Source organism: Streptomyces sp. GbtcB6 (assembly GCF_019091475.1).
GTDB classification, from domain to species: Bacteria; Actinomycetota; Actinomycetes; order Streptomycetales; family Streptomycetaceae; genus Streptomyces; species Streptomyces hyaluromycini.
In genome coordinates this window covers 1-18,041 of record NZ_JAGXJL010000001.1, presented here as the reverse complement: position 1 = coordinate 18,041, position 18,041 = coordinate 1, and the positions used below count along the sequence as shown (strand labels likewise).

19 protein-coding genes are annotated in these 18,041 nt (G+C 70.3%); 11 read left to right on the top strand and 8 right to left on the bottom strand.

The window, feature by feature from the left end; genetic code table 11:
* Nucleotides 1-61: 61 nt before the first annotated feature.
* Nucleotides 62-1,588 carry a S8 family serine peptidase gene (locus KVT45_RS00090; protein ID WP_217544027.1) on the bottom strand — a complete coding sequence of 509 codons (1,527 nt, stop codon included), beginning with the start codon at nt 1,586-1,588 and terminating at the stop codon, nt 62-64.
* A gap of 391 nt (nt 1,589-1,979) precedes the next feature.
* On the opposite strand from KVT45_RS00090, the gene KVT45_RS00085 reads away from it, so the two are divergent.
* From KVT45_RS00085 to moaA, 3 genes are all read left to right on the top strand, one after another.
* Nucleotides 1,980-2,336: a DUF485 domain-containing protein gene (locus KVT45_RS00085; RefSeq protein ID WP_217544025.1), complete on the top strand. Its 357-nt coding sequence runs from the start codon at nt 1,980-1,982 to the stop codon at nt 2,334-2,336.
* Nucleotides 2,333-3,952: a cation acetate symporter gene (locus KVT45_RS00080; RefSeq protein ID WP_217544024.1), complete on the top strand. Its 1,620-nt coding sequence runs from the start codon at nt 2,333-2,335 to the stop codon at nt 3,950-3,952. The genes KVT45_RS00085 and KVT45_RS00080 overlap by 4 nt, the downstream gene beginning before the upstream one ends.
* 153 nt (nt 3,953-4,105) lie before the next feature.
* Nucleotides 4,106-5,095: a GTP 3',8-cyclase MoaA gene (gene moaA / locus KVT45_RS00075; RefSeq protein WP_217544023.1), complete on the top strand. Its 990-nt coding sequence runs from the start codon at nt 4,106-4,108 to the stop codon at nt 5,093-5,095.
* A 15-nt stretch (nt 5,096-5,110) separates the two neighbouring features.
* On the opposite strand, the gene KVT45_RS00070 is transcribed toward moaA, so the two are convergent.
* Together KVT45_RS00070 and KVT45_RS00065 are read right to left on the bottom strand one after the other, a co-directional pair.
* Nucleotides 5,111-5,317 (bottom strand): hypothetical protein, encoded by a 207-nt coding sequence (locus KVT45_RS00070; protein WP_217544022.1) that lies wholly within the window; start codon nt 5,315-5,317, stop codon nt 5,111-5,113.
* A 231-nt stretch (nt 5,318-5,548) separates the two neighbouring features.
* The gene (locus KVT45_RS00065; RefSeq protein ID WP_217544021.1) at nt 5,549-5,950 is read right to left on the bottom strand and encodes a DUF3099 domain-containing protein; all 402 of its coding nucleotides are present in this window, start codon (nt 5,948-5,950) and stop codon (nt 5,549-5,551) included.
* 245 nt (nt 5,951-6,195) lie between these two features.
* Between KVT45_RS00065 and KVT45_RS00060 the strand changes: the two genes are divergently transcribed.
* Nucleotides 6,196-6,474 (top strand): GlsB/YeaQ/YmgE family stress response membrane protein, encoded by a 279-nt coding sequence (locus tag KVT45_RS00060; protein ID WP_217544019.1) that lies wholly within the window; start codon nt 6,196-6,198, stop codon nt 6,472-6,474.
* A gap of 99 nt (nt 6,475-6,573) precedes the next feature.
* Here the strand turns inward: KVT45_RS00060 and tyrS are convergent, their stop codons facing one another.
* The 3 genes from tyrS to KVT45_RS00045 all read right to left on the bottom strand — a co-directional run bounded on the left by tyrS (nt 6,574) and on the right by KVT45_RS00045 (nt 10,922).
* Nucleotides 6,574-7,842: a tyrosine--tRNA ligase gene (gene tyrS / locus KVT45_RS00055; protein ID WP_217544017.1), complete on the bottom strand. Its 1,269-nt coding sequence runs from the start codon at nt 7,840-7,842 to the stop codon at nt 6,574-6,576.
* Between the two features lie 79 nt (nt 7,843-7,921).
* Nucleotides 7,922-9,316, bottom strand: coding sequence for a metallopeptidase TldD-related protein (locus KVT45_RS00050; protein WP_217544015.1), 1,395 nt, complete (start codon nt 9,314-9,316; stop codon nt 7,922-7,924).
* 82 nt (nt 9,317-9,398) lie between these two features.
* Nucleotides 9,399-10,922, bottom strand: a complete 1,524-nt coding sequence (locus KVT45_RS00045) for a TldD/PmbA family protein (protein ID WP_217544013.1) — start codon at nt 10,920-10,922, stop codon at nt 9,399-9,401.
* A gap of 236 nt (nt 10,923-11,158) precedes the next feature.
* Here KVT45_RS00045 and fabG point away from each other — a divergent pair, with 236 nt between their 5' ends.
* From fabG to KVT45_RS00030, 3 genes are all read left to right on the top strand, one after another.
* Complete coding sequence (gene fabG, locus KVT45_RS00040; protein WP_217544011.1) at nt 11,159-11,878, top strand: 3-oxoacyl-[acyl-carrier-protein] reductase; 720 nt, start codon at nt 11,159-11,161, stop codon at nt 11,876-11,878.
* Nucleotides 11,879-11,883: 5 nt separating this feature from the next.
* The gene (gene fabI, locus KVT45_RS00035) at nt 11,884-12,651 is read left to right on the top strand and encodes an enoyl-ACP reductase FabI (protein WP_046727988.1); all 768 of its coding nucleotides are present in this window, start codon (nt 11,884-11,886) and stop codon (nt 12,649-12,651) included.
* A 162-nt stretch (nt 12,652-12,813) separates the two neighbouring features.
* Nucleotides 12,814-13,164, top strand: a complete 351-nt coding sequence (locus KVT45_RS00030; RefSeq protein WP_217544009.1) for a hypothetical protein — start codon at nt 12,814-12,816, stop codon at nt 13,162-13,164.
* Here the strand turns inward: KVT45_RS00030 and KVT45_RS00025 are convergent.
* Entirely contained in the window at nt 13,142-13,834 is a 693-nt protein-coding gene (locus tag KVT45_RS00025; protein WP_217544008.1) for a FadR/GntR family transcriptional regulator, read from the bottom strand. The genes KVT45_RS00030 and KVT45_RS00025 overlap by 23 nt on opposite strands.
* Before the next feature lie 79 nt (nt 13,835-13,913).
* Here KVT45_RS00025 and KVT45_RS00020 point away from each other — a divergent pair, with 79 nt between their 5' ends.
* The 4 genes from KVT45_RS00020 (at nt 13,914) to KVT45_RS00010 (ending at nt 16,441) form a co-directional block, all read left to right on the top strand.
* Entirely contained in the window at nt 13,914-15,221 is a 1,308-nt protein-coding gene (locus KVT45_RS00020; protein WP_217544006.1) for a CynX/NimT family MFS transporter, read from the top strand.
* Between the two features lie 122 nt (nt 15,222-15,343).
* Nucleotides 15,344-15,460: an SGM_5486 family transporter-associated protein gene (locus KVT45_RS56020; RefSeq protein WP_089107830.1), complete on the top strand. Its 117-nt coding sequence runs from the start codon at nt 15,344-15,346 to the stop codon at nt 15,458-15,460.
* Between the two features lie 176 nt (nt 15,461-15,636).
* Nucleotides 15,637-15,843: a hypothetical protein gene (locus KVT45_RS00015; protein ID WP_189261052.1), complete on the top strand. Its 207-nt coding sequence runs from the start codon at nt 15,637-15,639 to the stop codon at nt 15,841-15,843.
* A gap of 79 nt (nt 15,844-15,922) precedes the next feature.
* A complete protein-coding gene (locus tag KVT45_RS00010) occupies nt 15,923-16,441 on the top strand; it encodes a histidine phosphatase family protein (protein WP_217544004.1) in 519 nt (172 codons plus the stop codon).
* 120 nt (nt 16,442-16,561) lie between these two features.
* Here the strand turns inward: KVT45_RS00010 and serB are convergent, their stop codons facing one another.
* The gene (gene serB / locus KVT45_RS00005) at nt 16,562-17,770 is read right to left on the bottom strand and encodes a phosphoserine phosphatase SerB (RefSeq protein WP_217544002.1); all 1,209 of its coding nucleotides are present in this window, start codon (nt 17,768-17,770) and stop codon (nt 16,562-16,564) included.
* Nucleotides 17,771-18,041: the final 271 nt, after the last annotated feature.

Here is an 18,041-nt window from a genome sequence, read left to right as displayed (position 1 = left end):
TGAGGTCTCCAGTTCGTTCGCGGAACGGGCATGCCGTGCGGGAAGTCCTGCTCTGCGGTGACTACTTGACCGCGCGGAGCGCGTCGACGACACCGGAGCCGTAGAAGCCGTTGACGTGCTTGCCGCCCACGCAGGTGGCGTCGACGACGCCGTCGCCGTCCCCGTCGTACGGTCCTGCCGGGCAGCCCGGGTTGTCCGCCTCGGCCTTCAGCAGGGCCAGCAGCCGGGCCGGAGTGGCGTGCGGGTGGGTCGACTTCAGCAGCGCGGCCACGGCGGCCACGTGCGGGGACGCCATCGAGGTGCCCTGGAGGAAGCCGTACTGGTCGTTCGGCAGGGTGGACAGGATGCGGCCGTTCTTCGACGGCGTGTCCGGGATCTGGTACTTGTCGCCGCCCGGGCCCGCCACGTCGATGACGCCCTGGCCGTAGCTGGAGTAGTACGACTTCGTGTTGTCGACGCCGACCGCGCTCACGGTGACCACACCGGGCAGCTGGGTAGGCACGTCGAAGCACTCGTGCGGGTCGACCGTCCGGGGCGTGGCCGTCGAGTCGTCGGGGCTGGAGTCGTCGACGAGGGCGTGCGAGTCGAGGTCGTCGTTCGAGTTGCCCGCCGAGGCCACATTGAGCGTGCCCTTGCGCTGGGCGTACAGCTGCGCCCTGTTGACCGCGTCAACGATGGCACGTTGATCGGGGTCGTCCATGCAGTTGTACAGCCATGGATCAACGTAGTAGCTGTTGTTGGTGATCTCGATGCCGTGGTCGGCGGCGAAGACGAAGGCGCAGACGACGCTCTCCGGGTAGAACAGCTGCGTGGCGTCGGGCTGGGCCACCGTGATGCTCGCGACCTTCACGCCGGGGGCCACGCCCGACACGCCGATCCCGTTGCGGGCGGCGGCTATCTCGCCGGCGACATGGGTGCCGTGATAGTGGCCGGCGTCCACCGGCCGCCAGGCGCCGTACGTCGTGTCCGCCTTGCCGCTCACGCAGTTGGCGGACTGCGAGGCGGAGAAGTTCGGGGCGATGTCCGGGTGGGTGTCGTCGACGCCGGTGTCGATGATGCCGACCGTGACCGAGCGGCTCCCCGGGTTGATCGCTGCGGCCTTGTCGGCGCCGATCGTCCGCAGATCCCACTGGTCGGCCTCGAGAGGCTCCTGGCCCGCCGTCGCCCGCTGCTCGGCCTTCGCGGCCTCCGCCTTCGACAGGACCTGCACGGCGCCCTCGTCCGTGGTCCCCGCGGCGCTCAGCGGAGCGGTCCGGGTGGCGCCCGCCGACCGCACCCCGCGCACCGCGCGCATGGCCGCGCCGAAGTCCGGGTCCGCCGAGTGCACGACGATCACACCGATCTTGTCGTACGTCGCGATGATCGTGCCGCCGTTGCGGGCGATCGCCCGCTGCACCGACTCGATCGTGTCGTGGTCCGTCCTGGTGTTGACGACGTAGGCCAGGTTCGGCCCGTCCGCTGCCGACGTCGCCCGGGCGGTCAGCGGGACCGCGGAAGCCGCCGCCGGCACGAGGCCGAGCGAGGCGGTCAGCGACAGGACGACCGGGACGGCGAGCGCCAGCCCGCGTCTGGAACGCAGATGAGCCATGGGGTCTCCACATCATCCGGAACATCAACCGAAAAACATCGACCGAAAGACATCGACCGAAAGACATCGACCGAGGGACATCGACCGAAAACGGGACCGCCCAAGACGCGAGTGGCGCTTGGGCAGGTACATGACGGGTGGTGCAGGGCCGAAGTTATCTCCCGCACTCACCGGCCAGCAATGACCGGAGGTGACTTGCGCCGACGACTTCCGAAAGAACCCGGGTGAGTTGAACCCGTCCACGCGTGGCGCCGTGACCTTGAGGAGGGAGCCGCAGCAGGATCGAGGCCCCCCGTCGGAATCACTCACCGGAGTCGCCGTGTCACTCCGGGTGGGTGGTCCAAATGTCTGTGAGGTCAGAATCCGCATGTCCGTATCGCGAGGAGACTCCGTGGCCACCGAGACACCACCGCCCTCGAAAACGCAGACCCGGCTTCCCTCCAGCGAGGAGTTCGCCGAGACGCAGCAGAGTCCGGAGTTCGCCGAACTGCGGCACTCCTACCGCTCCTTCGCCTTCCCGCTGACCTTCGGCTTCATCGCCTGGTACCTGCTGTACGTCCTGCTCTCCAGCTACGCGGACGACTTCATGGGCACCAAGGTCGTCGGCAACATCAACGTGGCCCTGGTCCTCGGCCTCGCCCAGTTCCTCACCACGTTCCTCATCGCCTGGTGGTACGCCCGGCACGCCGCCGCCAAGCTCGACCCCAAGGCCGAGGCCATCAAGTCCCGGATGGAGGGCGGCGCATGAGCCCCGCGATCACGCTGGCGGCCGGTGAGGCCAGCGAGCACCGGACCCTGATCGTCACCCTGTTCGCGGTGTTCGTCGCCGCGACCCTCGTCATCACCATCTGGGCGGGCCGCCAGACCAAGGACGCCGCCGACTTCTACGCGGGCGGCCGCCAGTTCACCGGCTTCCAGAACGGCCTCGCCGTCTCCGGCGACTACATGTCCGCCGCGTCCTTCCTCGGCATCGCCGGCGCCATCGCCCTCTTCGGCTACGACGGCTTCCTGTACTCCATCGGCTTCCTGGTCGCCTGGCTCGTCGCCCTGCTCCTGGTCGCCGAGCCGCTGCGCAACTCCGGCCGCTACACCATGGGCGACGTGCTGGCCTACCGCATGCGCCAGCGTCCGGTCCGGACCGCCGCCGGCACCTCCACCATCGTCGTCTCGATCTTCTACCTGCTGGCCCAGATGGCGGGAGCGGGCGTCCTCGTCTCCCTCCTCCTCGGCATCACCAGCGACGGCGGCAAGATCGGGATCGTCGCCCTGGTCGGCGTCCTGATGATCGTCTACGTCACCATCGGCGGCATGAAGGGCACCACCTGGGTCCAGATGGTCAAGGCCGTGCTGCTCATCGCGGGCGCCCTGCTGCTGACCTTCATGGTCCTGGCCAAGTTCCACTTCAACGTCTCCGACCTGCTCGGCAAGGCCGCCGACAACAGCGGCAAGGGCGCCGCCTTCCTGGAGCCCGGCCTCAAGTACGGCGCCACCGGCACCAGCAAGCTGGACTTCCTCTCCCTCGGCATCGCCCTGGTCCTCGGCACCGCCGGCCTGCCGCACATCCTGATCCGCTTCTACACCGTGCCCACCGCCAAGGCGGCCCGGAAGTCGGTCCTCTGGGCGATCGGCCTCATCGGCGCCTTCTACCTGATGACCCTCGCCCTCGGCTTCGGCGCGGCCGCGCTGATCAAACCGGACGAGATCATCGCCTCCAACAAGTCCGGCAACACCGCGGCCCCCCTCCTCGCCCTCCACCTGGGCGGCGTCGACTCCAACTGGGGCGCGATCCTGCTGGCCACGATCTCGGCGGTGGCCTTCGCGACGATCCTCGCGGTGGTCGCGGGCCTCACTCTGGCTTCCTCGTCGTCCTTCGCGCACGACATCTACGCCAACGTCATCAAGAAGGGCCAGGCCACCGAGAAGCAGGAGATCAACGCCGCCCGGTACGCCACGGTCGGCATCGGCGCCGTCTCCATCCTTCTCGGCGCCCTCGCCCGCGACCTGAACGTCGCCGGCCTGGTCGCCCTCGCCTTCGCGGTCGCCGCCTCCGCCAACCTGCCGACCATCCTCTACAGCCTCTTCTGGAAGCGGTTCACCACCGCCGGAGCCCTCTGGTCGATCTACGGCGGCCTCGTCACCGCGGTCGGCCTGGTGCTGTTCTCGCCGGTGGTGTCCGGCAAGGAGACGTCGATGTTCCCGAGCGTCGACTTCCACTGGTTCCCGCTGGAGAACCCGGGCATCATCTCGATCCCGGTCGGATTCCTCCTCGGCGTCGTGGGCACTCTGCTGTCCAAGGAGGCCCCGGACGCCGAGAAGTACGCGGAGCTGGAGGTGCGGTCCCTGACAGGTACCGGAGCGCACTGAGCTTCGTACGACTGGCCGCGTCGACGGGATCGTAGAGTCCTACGACGCGGCCGCGTCGTACCTCGTGGCATCGGGCCCCTCGCGATGTCGGTGGTGTCACGTAGGCTCGCAGGTGACGGGAAAGAACTGGTTCGGACGCGGGAGGGGGCCCACGTGCTCATCGACACCTATGGCCGGGTGGCCACCGACCTGAGAGTCTCGCTGACGGACCGGTGCAATCTGCGCTGTACGTACTGCATGCCCGAGGAGGGGCTGCAGTGGCTGGCCAAGCCCGATCTGCTCACGGACGACGAGATCGTCCGGCTGATCGACATCGCCGTGCGCCTGCTGGGCGTCGAGGAGGTCCGCTTCACCGGCGGCGAGCCGCTGCTGCGTCCGGGTCTGGTCGGCATAGTGGAGCGGGTGGCGGCCCTGGCACCCCGCCCCCGGATGTCCCTGACGACCAACGGCATCGGTCTGCGCCGTACCGCGACGGCTCTGAAGGCCGCCGGCCTGGACCGGGTCAACGTCTCCCTGGACACCCTCCGCCCGGACGTCTTCAAGACCCTCACCCGCCGTGACCGCCACCAGGACGTCCTGGACGGCCTCCGGGCCGCCCACGACGCCGGCCTCACCCCGGTCAAGGTCAACACGGTCCTGATGCCGGGGCTGAACGAGGACGAGGCCCCCGACCTGCTCGCCTGGGCGGTGGCCCACGGCTACGAGCTGCGCTTCATCGAGCAGATGCCCCTGGACGCCCAGCACGGCTGGAAGCGCGACAGCATGGTGACGGCCGGGGACATCCTCGCCTCGCTGCGCACCCGCTTCGACCTCACCCCCGAGGGTGCGGACGACCGCGGCTCGGCCCCGGCGGAGCGCTGGCTGGTCGACGGCGGCCCGCACCGCGTCGGCGTCATCGCCTCGGTCACCCGCCCGTTCTGCGCGGCCTGCGACCGCACCCGCCTCACGGCCGACGGCCAGATACGGACCTGCCTGTTCGCGCGGGAGGAGACGGACCTGCGCGGTGCGCTCCGCTCGGGCGCGCCGGACGAGGAGATCGCCCGCAGCTGGCGGCTGGCGATGTGGGGGAAGAAGGCGGGGGCGGGACTGGACGATCCGGCGTTCGTGCAGCCGGACCGGCCGATGTCCGCGATCGGCGGCTAGCCCGGCCGGCCCCGCCTACTCGGGCGACTCCCACTCCCGCAACAGCACGACGTCCTTCAAGAACCCCCGCACCCCCAGGAACTGCGAGAGATGCTCCCGGTGCTCCTCACAGGCGAGCCAGGTCTTGCGCCGCTCCGGCGTGTGAATCTTCGGGTTGTTCCACGCCAGCACCCACACCGCGTCGGCGCGACAGCCCTTCGCTGAGCAAATAACGTCACTCACTGCTTCGTCCCGCACTGCTTCGTCTCGGAAAAGAGCCCCGCAAACAAGGCGACGCCGAGCAGCCACGGGGGGAGCTGCCCGGCGTCGGTCCGTCGCTCCGACGGGGGATGCGGAGCGCGTACGCAGTATGTCATGGGTCACCCTTGGCCCGGCACTGGAACAGCACGATAGATCTGAGCATTTCTTGAGCTTCGCGCGGAGTCGCCGCCTGTCCGCGACGCGTCCCGATCCTCAGACCGACTCCGGACGATCGCCGCTCACCGCCCCCGCCGCCGGGTCCGCCACCACGTCCTCCGGGACGGATTCCGCATGCGTCGCCTCCGCCCGCGGCGGCGCGATCATCGGCCGGGTCGGCGCGACCCCGAAGGTCGACGGAAGCGACGGCGGCCGTTCCCGTCCGGCGTTGGCGATCACGACGGCGACATAGGGGAGCAGCGCCCCGAGCACCAAAGCCACGACGGCGACGTACCGTTCGACGTTCCACAATGTCACCGCGAGGATCACCGACATGGTCCGGATGGTCATCGAGATGATGTACCGTCGCTGCCGGCCGCGTACGTCCTCCGCCAGGCCGGTGCGGGCTCCGGTGATCCGGAACACCTGGACGTTGCCGTCGCCGCGCTGCTTCCGCATCACATTCCACCATTCGCCCGCATCGGACTCTCACCGGCCCGTACCCGGTCCGCACCCGCTCGGGGAACCGGGTCAGGACGCTTCCCACGTTACGCCGCGCCTGCGCCGCCTTCGAGACCGGGTCGCCCTCCCGCCTGCGTGAACGCCCTGCGCCGTAGCGCGTACGGCCGTACCGACATGCGCCGTACGGCGTACGGTCCCAGACTTGGCGTAATGCTCACGTCGAGCCGTACGAGGAGGCAGTCATGGGCTGGTTGTGGGCGATCATCGTGGGTTTCGTGCTGGGGCTGATCGCGAAGGCGGTCATCCCGGGCAAGCAGCACAGCCCCCTCTGGCTGACGACCATCTTCGGCATCCTGGGCGCCATCGCCGGCAACGCGATCGCCCGCGCGGTGGGCGTGGCGGAGACGAGAGGCATCGACTGGACCCGTCACCTGTTTCAGCTGGTGGCGGCGATCATCATCGTCTTCCTGGGCGACATGGCGTACACGGCGACACTGGGGAAGCGAAAGCAGCACATCTGAGAGCGCCCCTGGCTGGAGCGCCCCTTTAGGGGCGCGGGGAACTGCGCGACCAGCCACGACGCACGCGCGGCCCGCAGAACACCCGCACCCCTATGGCGCTCAAGACCCGACGACCTCCACCGCCGCCAGGTTCTTCTTCCCCCGCCGCAGCACCAGCCACCGCCCGTGCAGCAGCTCCGCAGGATCCGGCACCGCGTCCTCGGCGGTCACCTTCACGTTGTTCACGTAGGCCCCGCCCTCCTTCACGGTCCGCCGCGCAGCGGACTTGCTGGCCACCAGCCCGACCTCGGCGAACAGGTCGACCACCGGACCAAGCTCGGCGACCCGGACATGCGGCACCTCGGACAGCGCCGCGGCCAGAGTCCGATCGTCCAGCTCCGCCAGCTCGCCCTGCCCGAAGAGGGCACGGGACGCGGCCATCACGGCGGCCGTCTGGTCGGCGCCGTGCACCAGCGTGGTCAGCTCCTCGGCCAGCGCCCGCTGAGCGGCCCGCGCCTGCGGACGCTCCTCGGTCTGCTTCTCCAGCTCCTCAAGCTCCGCAGGGGACTTGAAGGACAGGATCCGCATGTACGTCGAGATGTCCCGGTCATCCACGTTCAGCCAGAACTGGTAGAACGCGTACGGCGTCGTCATCTCGGCGTCGAGCCAGATGGCTCCGCCCTCGGTCTTGCCGAACTTCGTGCCGTCCGCCTTGGTCATCAGCGGCGTCGCCAGCGCGTGCACACTGGCGTGCGGCTCCAGGCGGTGGATCAGGTCCAGACCCGCCGTGAGGTTGCCCCACTGGTCGCTGCCGCCCTGCTGGAGCGTGCAGCCGTACCGCCGGAACAGCTGGAGGAAGTCCATGCCCTGGAGGATCTGGTAGCTGAACTCCGTGTAGCTGATGCCCTGGTCGGACTCCAGGCGGCGCGCCACGGAGTCCTTGGTCAGCATCTTGTTGACGCGGAAGTGCTTGCCGATGTCCCGCAGGAACTCGATCGCGGACAGGCCCTCGGTCCAGTCGAGGTTGTTGACCATGACGGCCGCGTTCTCGCCCTCGAAGGACAGGAACGGCTCGATCTGGGCGCGCAGCCTGTCGACCCAGCCTGCGACCGTCTCGGGGTCGTTGAGCGTGCGCTCGGCCGTGGGGCGCGGGTCGCCGATCAGACCCGTCGCACCGCCCACCAGAGCCAGCGGCCGGTGACCGGCCTGCTGGAGCCGGCGCACGGTGAGCACCTGCACCAGGTGCCCGACGTGCAGGGACGGCGCGGTCGGGTCGAAACCGCAATAGAACGTGACGGGACCGTCCGCGAGCGCCTTGCGCAAAGCGTCCTCGTCAGTGGACAGGGCGAACAGCCCCCGCCACTTCAGCTCGTCGACGATGTCCGTCACGGTTCTCGTATCTCCTTGAGCGATCTTCGGCAGATCTCTGGATGATCTTCGGGCGGTCGTGCGACCACCGGCTACGAGGTTATACGCCCTGACTGACAGAGCTCATATTGAAGTCGGGCACGCGCAGCGCGGGCATCGCAGCCCTAGTGAACCAGTCGCTCCACTCCCTCGGCAGCGTCTTTTCCGTGCGTCCGGCCTCGGCGGCCCGCCCCAGCAGGTCCACCGGCGACTCGTTGAACCGGAAGTTGTTCACCTGCCCGGTGACCTGGCCGTTCTCCACCAGGTAGACGCCGTCCCGGGTCAGGCCCGTGAGCAGCAGCGTCGCCGGGTCGACCTCGCGGATGTACCAGAGGCAGGTCAGCAGCAGCCCGCGCTCGGTCGACGCGACCATGTCCTCCAGGGAGCGGTCCTGGCCGCCGTCGAGGATCAGGTTGCCGCCGGCCGGGGCGACCGGCAGCCCGGTGAGGCCCGCGCTGTGCCTGGTGGTCGTCAGGTGCTTCAGCTTGCCGCCCGCGACCCACTCGGTGGGGGCGACCGGCAGCCCGTTGTCGAAGACCGACTGGTCCCCGCCGGAGGAGTGCGCGACGACGAACGGTGCCGACTCCAGACCCGGCTCGTTCGGGTCGCTGCGCAGGGTCAGCGGCAGGTCGGTCAGCTTCTCGCCGACCCGGGTGCCGCCGCCCGGCTTGGAGAACACCGTCCGGCCCTCGGCCGCGTCCCGCCCGGACGCCGACCACAGCTGGTAGATCAGCAGGTCGGCGACGGCGGTCGGCGGCAGCAGCGTCTCGTACCGGCCGGCCGGGAGGTCCACGCGCCGCTCGGCCCAGCCCAGCCGTACGGCGAGCTCGGCGTCGAGCGCGCCGGGGTCGACGTCCTTGAAGTCCCGCGTGGGCCGCCCGGCCCAGGCGGAGCGCGTACGGTCCGGTGACTTGGCGTTCAGCTCCAGCGTGCCGGTGGGCTGGTCGTGCCGCAGCCGCAGCCCGGTCGAGGTGCCCAGGTACGTCGACACCAGCTCGTGGTTGGCGAAGCCGTACAGCTCGCGGCCACCGGCACGCGCGCGTGCGAAGGCCTCGCCGAGCGCCGGGGCGAAGTCGGCGAACACGGCGGAGGAGGTCTCGGCGGGCGCGTCCGTGAAGTCCGGAGCCTCGGGTACGCCGGTGACCAGCGGCTGGGCGTCCTCGGCGGGCCCGGCAGCGCGCGCGGCGGCCTCTGCGGCCCGCACCAGCGGCTCCAGGTCGTCCGCGGTCACGGCCGCCCGGGACACCACGCCCGAGGCGGTGCCCTCCTTGCCGTCGACCGTCGCGACGACGGTGAGCGAACGGCCGCGCGTGACGCCGTTCGTGGTGAGCGCGTTGCCGGCCCAGCGCAGGTTGGCGGTGGAGTGCTCGTCGGCGATGACCACACAGCCGTCGGCCCGCGACAGTTCCAGAGCGCGCTCGACGATCTCGTGCGGCTTGTTGCTACGGGCGCTCATCGACCGGCCTCCTGCGTGGTGTTGAGACTGTGCTTTCCCGGGGGGTAACCCCCGGACCCCCAGCCGAGCCCTGCACTGACGCTCATCGACCGGCCTCCTGCGTGGTGTTGAGGATGTTGACGCCCTTGAAGAGGGCCGAGGGGCAGCCGTGCGACACGGCGGCGACCTGTCCCGGCTGGGCCTTGCCGCAGTTGAAGGCGCCGCCGAGGACGTACGTCTGGGGGCCGCCGACGGCCGCCATGGAGCCCCAGAAGTCGGTGGTCGTCGCCTGGTAGGCGACGTCGCGCAGCTGCCCGGTGATCCGGCCGTTCTCGATCCTGAAGAACCGCTGTCCGGTGAACTGGAAGTTGTACCTCTGCATGTCGATGGACCAGGAGCGGTCGCCGACCACGTAGATCCCGCGGTCGACCCCGCCGATCAGGTCCTCCGTCGCCAGCCCGGCCGGGTCCGGCCGCAGGGACACGTTGGCCATGCGCTGCACGGGGACGTGTCCGGGGGAGTCGGCGTAAGCGCACCCGTTGGAGCGGTCGAAGCCGGTCAGCCGCGCGATCCTGCGGTCCAGCTGGTAGCCGACGAGCGTGCCGTCCTTCACCAGGTCCCAGGACTGGCCCGCGACGCCCTCGTCGTCGTAGCCGATGGTCGCGAGGCCGTGCTCGGCGGTGCGGTCGCCGGTGACGTTCATCAGCTCGGAGCCGTACTTGAGCTTGCCGAGCTGGTCGAAGGTGGCGAAGGAGGTGCCGGCGTAGGCGGCCTCGTAGCCGAGTGCGCGGTCCAGCTCGGTGGCGTGGCCGATGGACTCGTGGATGGTCAGCCACAGGTTGGAGGGATCGACCACCAGGTCGTACAGACCGGCCTCGACGCTCGGCGCCCGCATCTTCTCGGCCAGCAGCTCCGGGATCTGCTCCAGCTCGGTGTCCCAGTCCCAGCCGGTGCCGGTGAGGTACTCCCAGCCGCGGCCGACCGGCGGTGCGATGGTCCGCATCGAGTCGAACTCACCGCTGGAATCGTCGACCGACACCGCCGTCAGCTGCGGATGCAGCCGTACCCGCTGCTGGGTCGTCACGGTCCCGGCCGTGTCCGCGTAGAACTTGTTCTCGTGCACGGTGAGCAGCGAGGCGTCGACGTGGTTGACGCCGTTCGCCGCCAGCAGCCGCGCGCTCCACTCCGCGAGCAGCGCCGCCTTCTCCTCGTCCGGCACGGAGAACGGATCGATCTCGTACGACGAGATCCACGTCTTCTCCGCGTGCACCGGCTCGTCGGCCAGCTCCACCCGCTCGTCGGACCCGGCGGCCTTGATGACCTGCGCCGAGAGCTTCGCCATCGCCACCGCCTGCGAGGCGACCTTGGCGGCTGCGTCGAGGGTCAGGTCCACCCCCGACGCGAAGCCCCAGGTACCGCCGTGCACGACCCGGACCGCGTACCCCAGGTCGGTGGTGTCCGACGATCCGGCGGGCTTGGCGTCCCTGAGCCGCCAGGACGCGCTGCGCACCCGCTCGAAGCGGAAGTCCGCGTGTTCGGCCCCCAGCGCACGCGCGCGTGCCAGCGCGGCGTCGGCCAGGGCCCGTAGCGGCAGCGCCGTGAAGGCTTCGTCGATGGAATGAGGCACGGAGGTCTCCCTGCTGTCGTGGCCTGTCCGTCCGATCATGTCGCGCCCGCGGGCGTGCGGACCACAGGTTTCGGCCCGGCGTCGGGCCTTTCTGTAGGGATCCGACAGTGACACTCCCGAGCCACTGTCGGTGCCCGCTTGCCCGCGGCGATGGCGGGACCGATAGGTTTTCGATGAAGCCGCCTGTCGTGCCAGCTGTTCAGGCGGGTGGTCAGACCGAACGAAAGGGTGATCCGTTGAGCCGCTCGGTTCTCGTCACTGGAGGCAACCGGGGCATCGGCCTCGCCATCGCCCGCGCTTTCGCCGACAACGGCGACAAGGTTGCCATCACGTACCGCTCCGGTGAGCCGCCGGCCGTCATCAAGGAACTGGGCGTCCTGGCGGTCAAGTGCGACATCACCGACTCCGAGCAGGTGGAGCAGGCCTACAAGGAGATCGAGGACGCGCACGGCCCGGTCGAGGTCCTGATCGCCAACGCCGGCATCACCAAGGACACGCTTCTGATGCGGATGTCCGAGGAGGACTTCACCTCGGTCGTCGACACCAACCTCACCGGCACCTTCCGGGTCGTCAAGCGCGCCAACCGCGGCATGCTGCGCGCCAAGAAGGGCCGCGTCGTCCTCATCTCCTCGGTCGTCGGCCTCTACGGCGGCCCCGGCCAGGCCAACTACGCCGCCTCCAAGGCCGCCCTGGTCGGCTTCGCGCGCTCCCTCGCCCGTGAGCTGGGCTCGCGCAACATCACCTTCAACGTCGTCGCGCCCGGCTTCGTCGACACCGACATGACCAAGGTGCTCACCGACGAGCAGCGCGCCACCATCGTGTCGCAGGTGCCGCTCGGCCGGTACGCGGAGCCCGAGGAGGTCGCCGCGACGGTGCGGTTCCTCGCCTCGGACGACGCCTCGTACATCACTGGAGCCGTCATCCCCGTTGACGGCGGACTGGGAATGGGTCACTGATCACCATGAGTGGAATCCTCGAGGGCAAGCGCATCCTGATCACGGGTGTGCTGATGGAGTCCTCCATCGCCTTCCACGCGGCCAAGCTGGCCCAGGAGCAGGGTGCCGAGATCATCCTCACCGCGTTCCCGCGGCCCACGCTGACCGAGCGCATCGCCAAGAAGCTGCCGAAGCCCACCAAGGTCATCGAGCTCGACGTCACCAACGACGAGCACCTCGGCCGCCTTGCCGACCTCGTCGGCGAGGAGCTCGGCGGCCTCGACGGCGTCGTCCATTCCATCGGCTTCGCCCCGCAGGACGCGCTCGGCGGCAACTTCCTCAACACGCCGTTCGAGTCCGTCGCGACCGCCATGCACGTCTCGGCGTACTCCCTGAAGTCGCTGACCATGGCCTGCCTGCCGCTGATGCAGAACGGCGGCTCGGTCGTCGGCCTCACCTTCGACGCCCAGTACGCCTGGCCGCAGTACGACTGGATGGGCCCGGCCAAGGCCGCCCTCGAGGCCACCAGCCGCTACATCGCGCGCGACCTGGGCAAGCAGAACATCCGCTGCAACCTCATCTCGGCCGGCCCGATCGGCTCCATGGCCGCCAAGTCCATCCCGGGCTTCAGCGACCTGGCCGCCGTCTGGGACCACCGCTCCCCGCTGGAGTGGGACCTCAAGGACCCGGAGCCGGCCGGCAAGGGCATCGTCGCCCTGCTGAGCGACTGGTTCCCGAAGACCACCGGCGAGATCATCCACGTGGACGGCGGTCTGCACGCCATCGGCGCCTGACCCGCACGGACTCCCGAGGCCCGCATCCCGTAAGGGTGCGGGCCTCACCCGTTCGGCCCACCGGCCGGGCCGTCGCCGCTCCGGCGGCGCACCCTGGATTACGCGTGGAGCAAGCGTTCACCGCGCGATGTCCCTCCCCAGCCCGGCCGAGGAGGTCCCCTTGTGCGCCTGTCCCGCAGCCTGGCCCCGGTGACCCTGGCCCTCGCCCTCGTGCTGACGCTGCCCTACGACGCGGAGTCCCACGCGCGCGTGCCCAGCGGGCACAAGCCGGCCCCGCAGCTGTTCGGCGCGTCCTGCCGGACCACCGTCCGCGGCTCCCAGGTGGTGGTCTACTGCCACAACCCCTATGTCGACACCGACCGGGTCCGGCTGCACATCGAGTGCGCCCAGTGGTGGGACATCGACACCGACGGCTCCCCGGTCGACACCGGCCCGGCGATGACCGTACGGCTCTCCGGCCGCTGCTGGAAGGACGTCGGCGCGGTGTGGATCAGCCACCAGAAGGTGAGCTGAACCGGTCCGGACGGCACAGGAACGGGTAGCTCGCCGCCTCCTTCGCGGCCGCGTCCGCGTCGCCCGCGCGGATCGCCTCGACCAGCCGGGTGTGGTCCATGTACGACTGCGGCGTCAGCTCGGCGCCGACGTCCGCGCGCAGCCACTCCCGCAGCACCTCGCCCAGGTCGGCGTACATCGCCGTCAGCACGTCGTTGTGCGAGGCGGCCACCACGGCCAGGTGCAGGGTCGCGTCCGCCGTCACGAAGGCCTCCGCGTCCCCCGACCGCCAGGCCTGCTCGCGGCGCGCCAGGAGGGCGTCGAGCTGCCTGAGGTCCTTCTCGGTGCGACGGACCGCGGCCAGCCGGGCGGCCGACGACTCCAGGGTGGAGCGCAGCTCGGCGATGTGCCGGGGATCGGCCTCGGCGAACCGGCGGTGCATCACACCGGCCAGCTCACTGGTCGCCGCCACGTACGTCCCCGAGCCCTGGCGGATGTCCAGCAGGCCGTTGTGCGCCAGCGCCCGGACGGCCTCCCGGACGGTGTTGCGGGCCACCCCGAGCTGCTCGACCAGCTCCGGCTCGGTGGGGATGCGCGAGCCCACCGGCCACTCGCCCGAGGTGATCTGGTTCCGCAGCTCGGCGATGACCTGCTCGGACAGCGCCGAGCGGCGCGGATGGCTCAGAGGCATGACACACCTTCGCACGCGAGGGCCCGGCGGGAGCGATCGGGCCTGCCCGGGGATGGACAACCAATCATCCCATGATTCTATGATGGGCCTCATGGCAGGCAAGGAAACCGAGACCGCGACCGCTACGACAGCACGGACGACGGCACCCGAAGGGAGCCCCGCGACCGCCACGCGCGCGTGGACGACACGGCTGGTCGTCATCGGCATCGTGCTGTCCGCGGTCAACCTCCGGCCCGCCATCACCAGCCTGGGCGCGCTCCTGGAGGAGGTCCGGGACGGCCTCGGCATGAGCGGCAGCGTGGCCGGGCTGCTCACCTCCGTGCCCCCGCTCTGCTTCGCCGTCTTCGGCGTCATGGCCCCCCGTCTCGCCCGCCGCTTCGGCCCGGTGGCCGTGGTCTGCGCCGGCATGGTGGCCGTCGCGGCCGGCCTGCTGATACGGCCGTACGCCGGGAGTACGGCCGGGTTCCTGGCCGGCAGCGCGCTCGCGCTCATGGGCATCGCGGTCAGCAACGTGCTGATGCCGGTCATCGTCAAGCGCTGGTTCCCCGACCGGGTCGGCTCCATGACCGGCCTGTACTCGATGGCCCTCGCCGCCGGCACCTCGGTGGCCGCCGCGGTGACCGTGCCCATGACCGACGCGCTGGGCGGCGGCTGGCAGACCGGGCTGGCCGTGTGGGCCGGGCTCGCGGCGGCCGCGGTGCTGCCGTGGGTTCCGCTGGTACGGGACCGGGGAACGGCACCGGTCCCCGAGGCAGAGACCGAGGCACGCGTGCGTGCGGAGCGGCAGCCGCCCGCCCTGCGGATCACCCGCAGCCGTACCGCCTGGGCGCTCGCCGTGTTCTTCGGGCTCCAGGCCACCGCCGCCTACATCACGATGGGCTGGATGGCGCAGATCTTCCGGGACGCGGGCGTCTCCGCGAGCACGGCGGGGCTGCTGCTGGCCGTCACCATGGCGATGGGTGTACCGCTGGCCTTCGTCATCCCGCGCGTGGCCACCCGGCTGCCGCACCAGGGCCCGATCGTGATCGCGCTCGGCGTCTGCGGCCTCGCCGGATACACCGGCCTGTACCTCGCGCCCGCCGGCGGCGCCTGGGCCTGGGCCGTCCTGCTCGGCATCTCGAACTGCGCCTTCCCGCTGGCCCTCACCATGGTCGGGATGCGGGCCAGGACCGGCACGGGTGTCGCCCAGCTCTCCGCCTTCGCCCAGAGCGCCGGATACCTGATTTCCATCCCCGGCCCGCTGCTGGTGGGCGTGCTCTACCAGCACGGCGGCGGCTGGGGGCTGCCGATCGCCCTCATGATCGGCCTGATGATCCCGCAGATGGCGGTAGGCGTCCTGGCGGGCCGCGACCGCACGGTGGAGGACGAGGCGGCAGCGACCGCGTGACGTCGAGCCGGCCGGGGCCGCCCGACGCCGCACCGGCCCCCTCGGCCCTCGCCGGCCCCGTCGACCCGTGTCGCGGCCACCCCGCCCGGTCCGTCCCCTTCCTGGGGTGCCAGACTGGCCCCATGCCAGTGCTCGACCCGAACCCCCAGAACGGTCAGAAGAAGATGCTGATCGTCTTCGGCTCGTTCTTCGCCATCTTCATCGTCATCGCCGTCATCGCGACCCTCGCGTCCCCCTGACCACGCCGACCACCGCCCCCGCGGCCGATGGTGGGGCTAGCCCCACCATCCCCTAGGGGGTGAGGGTCAGGGTCAAGTGGGTGGATCACCGGATGGGTTGGCGACCGCGGATTCCGTAATTTCGAGGTGTGGCCGCGAGGACGGCCGACGGATCTCGGAGACCAGCGGAGGCGATCATGCCGGCCCTAACGCACACCCGGCCCCACCCGGCGACCCCGGGCAGCGTCGACATCCGGCTCCCCTGGTGGGCGCTCGCCCTTCCCGCGCTCGCCTTCGTCGCCCTGCTGATTCTCATACTGAACCCGGCGGACGCCCACGCGGCCACCGGCGACCCTGCCGTCACCCACCTCTTCGAGCGCGTACAGCAGCTCGTCACCCGCTAGCCGCCGTACCCCCGGACAGGGCGAAGCCGCATGTCAACTCCCTGCGCCCGATGGCCTGTTTCATGCGAAGCTGGGTGCCATGAGCGTCGCAGAACCCCGCAGGATTGTCCTCTTCCGCCATGCGAAAGCCGACTGGCCACAGGTGACCGACCACGAGCGACCGCTCGCTGACCGGGGCCGAATGGAGGCCGCCGTCGCCGGACGCAAGCTGGCGGACAGCGGCATCACCTTCGACCTGGCCCTGTGCTCCACCTCCTTGCGTACCCGGGAGACCTGGAAGCTCGCCGTCCATGAGCTCGCGCACCGGCCGAAAACCGTCTATGAGGAGCGGGTGTACGAGGCCTCGCCGGGCGAGCTGATCGCCGTGCTCAACGAGGTGCCCGACGACGTACAGAACGTGATCCTCATCGGTCACAACCCCGGCGTGCACGGTGTGACCGAGATCCTCGCCGGCACCGCCGAGGCCGACGCCCGCGAGCGGATGAACCGCCGGGGCTTTCCCGCCGCCGCCTTCGCCGTCATGACGCACGAGGGCTCCTGGAAGGCCCTGGAGCCCGGCGTGGCCACACTCGCGGACTACTGGGAACCTTCGGAGTGAGACCACCGCACCACCACTGACCTGGTACGTCGAGGGGCCCGGCACCGTGCAGAACGGTGCCGGGCCCCTCGGGTCCGGATCGGCGTGTCCGGATTCGGCGGGTCGGATCGGCCGGACGGGTCAGCTCTCGTCGTGGGTGTCCGCCGCCTCGACCTCTTCGCGGGTGACGCCGAGCAGATACAGGACCGTGTCCAGGAACGGGAAGTTCACCGCCGTGTGCGCGGCCTCGCGGACCACCGGCTTGGCGTTGAAGGCGACACCGAGACCGGCCGCGTTCAGCATGTCCAGGTCGTTGGCCCCGTCACCGATGGCCACCGTCTGTACCAGCGGCACACCCGCCTCGGCGGCGAACCGGCGCAGCAGCCGAGCCTTGCCCGCCCGGTCCACGATCTCGCCGGTCACCCGGCCGGTCAGCTTCCCGTCGACGATCTCCAGCGTGTTGGCCTGGGCGAAGTCCAGCCCCAGCCGCTCCTTCAGATCATCGGTGACCTGGGTGAAACCGCCCGAGACGACGCCGACTTGGTAGCCGAGCCGCTTCAGCGTACGGATCAGGGTCCGTGCGCCCGGCGTCAGCCGCACCTGGGCGCGCACCTTCTGCACGACCGACTCGTCCAGCCCCTTGAGCAGCGCCACACGCGCGTGCAGCGACTGCTCGAAGTCCAGCTCGCCGCGCATCGCGGCCGCCGTCACCTCGGCGACCTGGTCCTCGCAGCCGGCGTGCGCGGCGAAGAGCTCGATCACCTCGTCCTGGATGAGCGTCGAGTCCACGTCCATGACGACCAGCCGCTGGGCCCGCCGGTGCAGACCCGCCGCCACGACCGCGATGTCCACGCCGAGCTCGGCTGCGTCGGAGGCCAGGGCGGTGCGCAGCGGCTCGGTCTCCACGCCGGACACCGCGAACTCGACGGCTGTCACCGGGTACTTGGCGAGCCGGAAGATACGGTCGATGTTGCCGCCGGTCTTGGCGATCCGGGCGGCGATGGCGGCCGTCGACTCGGCGGTCAGGGGGTGGCCGAGGACGGTGACCAGGGAGCGGCCGAGACCGCGCGGGCGGTTGTCGCCGCGGCCGGAGATGATCTCCGCCTGCATCTTCATCGACTCGGCCCAGCTGTGCACGGTCGCCCGGAGGTCGCCCTCCAGCCCCGCCGGGGGCTGGGTCACGAGCGCGCACAGCACCAGGCGGCCTCGCGTGACGACCTGCTCGATGTCGACCACGTCGACCATGTAGGCGGCAAGAGTGTCGAAGAGGCCGGCCGTGATGCCCGGCCTGTCCTTGCCGAAAATCTTGACGAGGAGAGTGGGGACCTCGGAGGTCTGCGGATCGCTCATGGTGTAACCACCGTAACCGGCACGCAGTGCCTGCGGCGCAGGTGGTCCGCCTGACGGACACGGAACAATAGGTGTCGGGCCGGTGTCGGATGCTTTGATTCCGGACTACGGGCGAACGTGCGTGCGATGTCCATGGCCGGGTCGGGAGTGCACCCGGCCGTGTCTTCACGCACGGTTCGGCTGCGGCTGCGGCTACGGCTCGGCGCCGGGACACGCGCACGGCGGACGCCACGATCCGCGCAGCCGCAGCCGCAGCCGCAGCCGCAGCCGC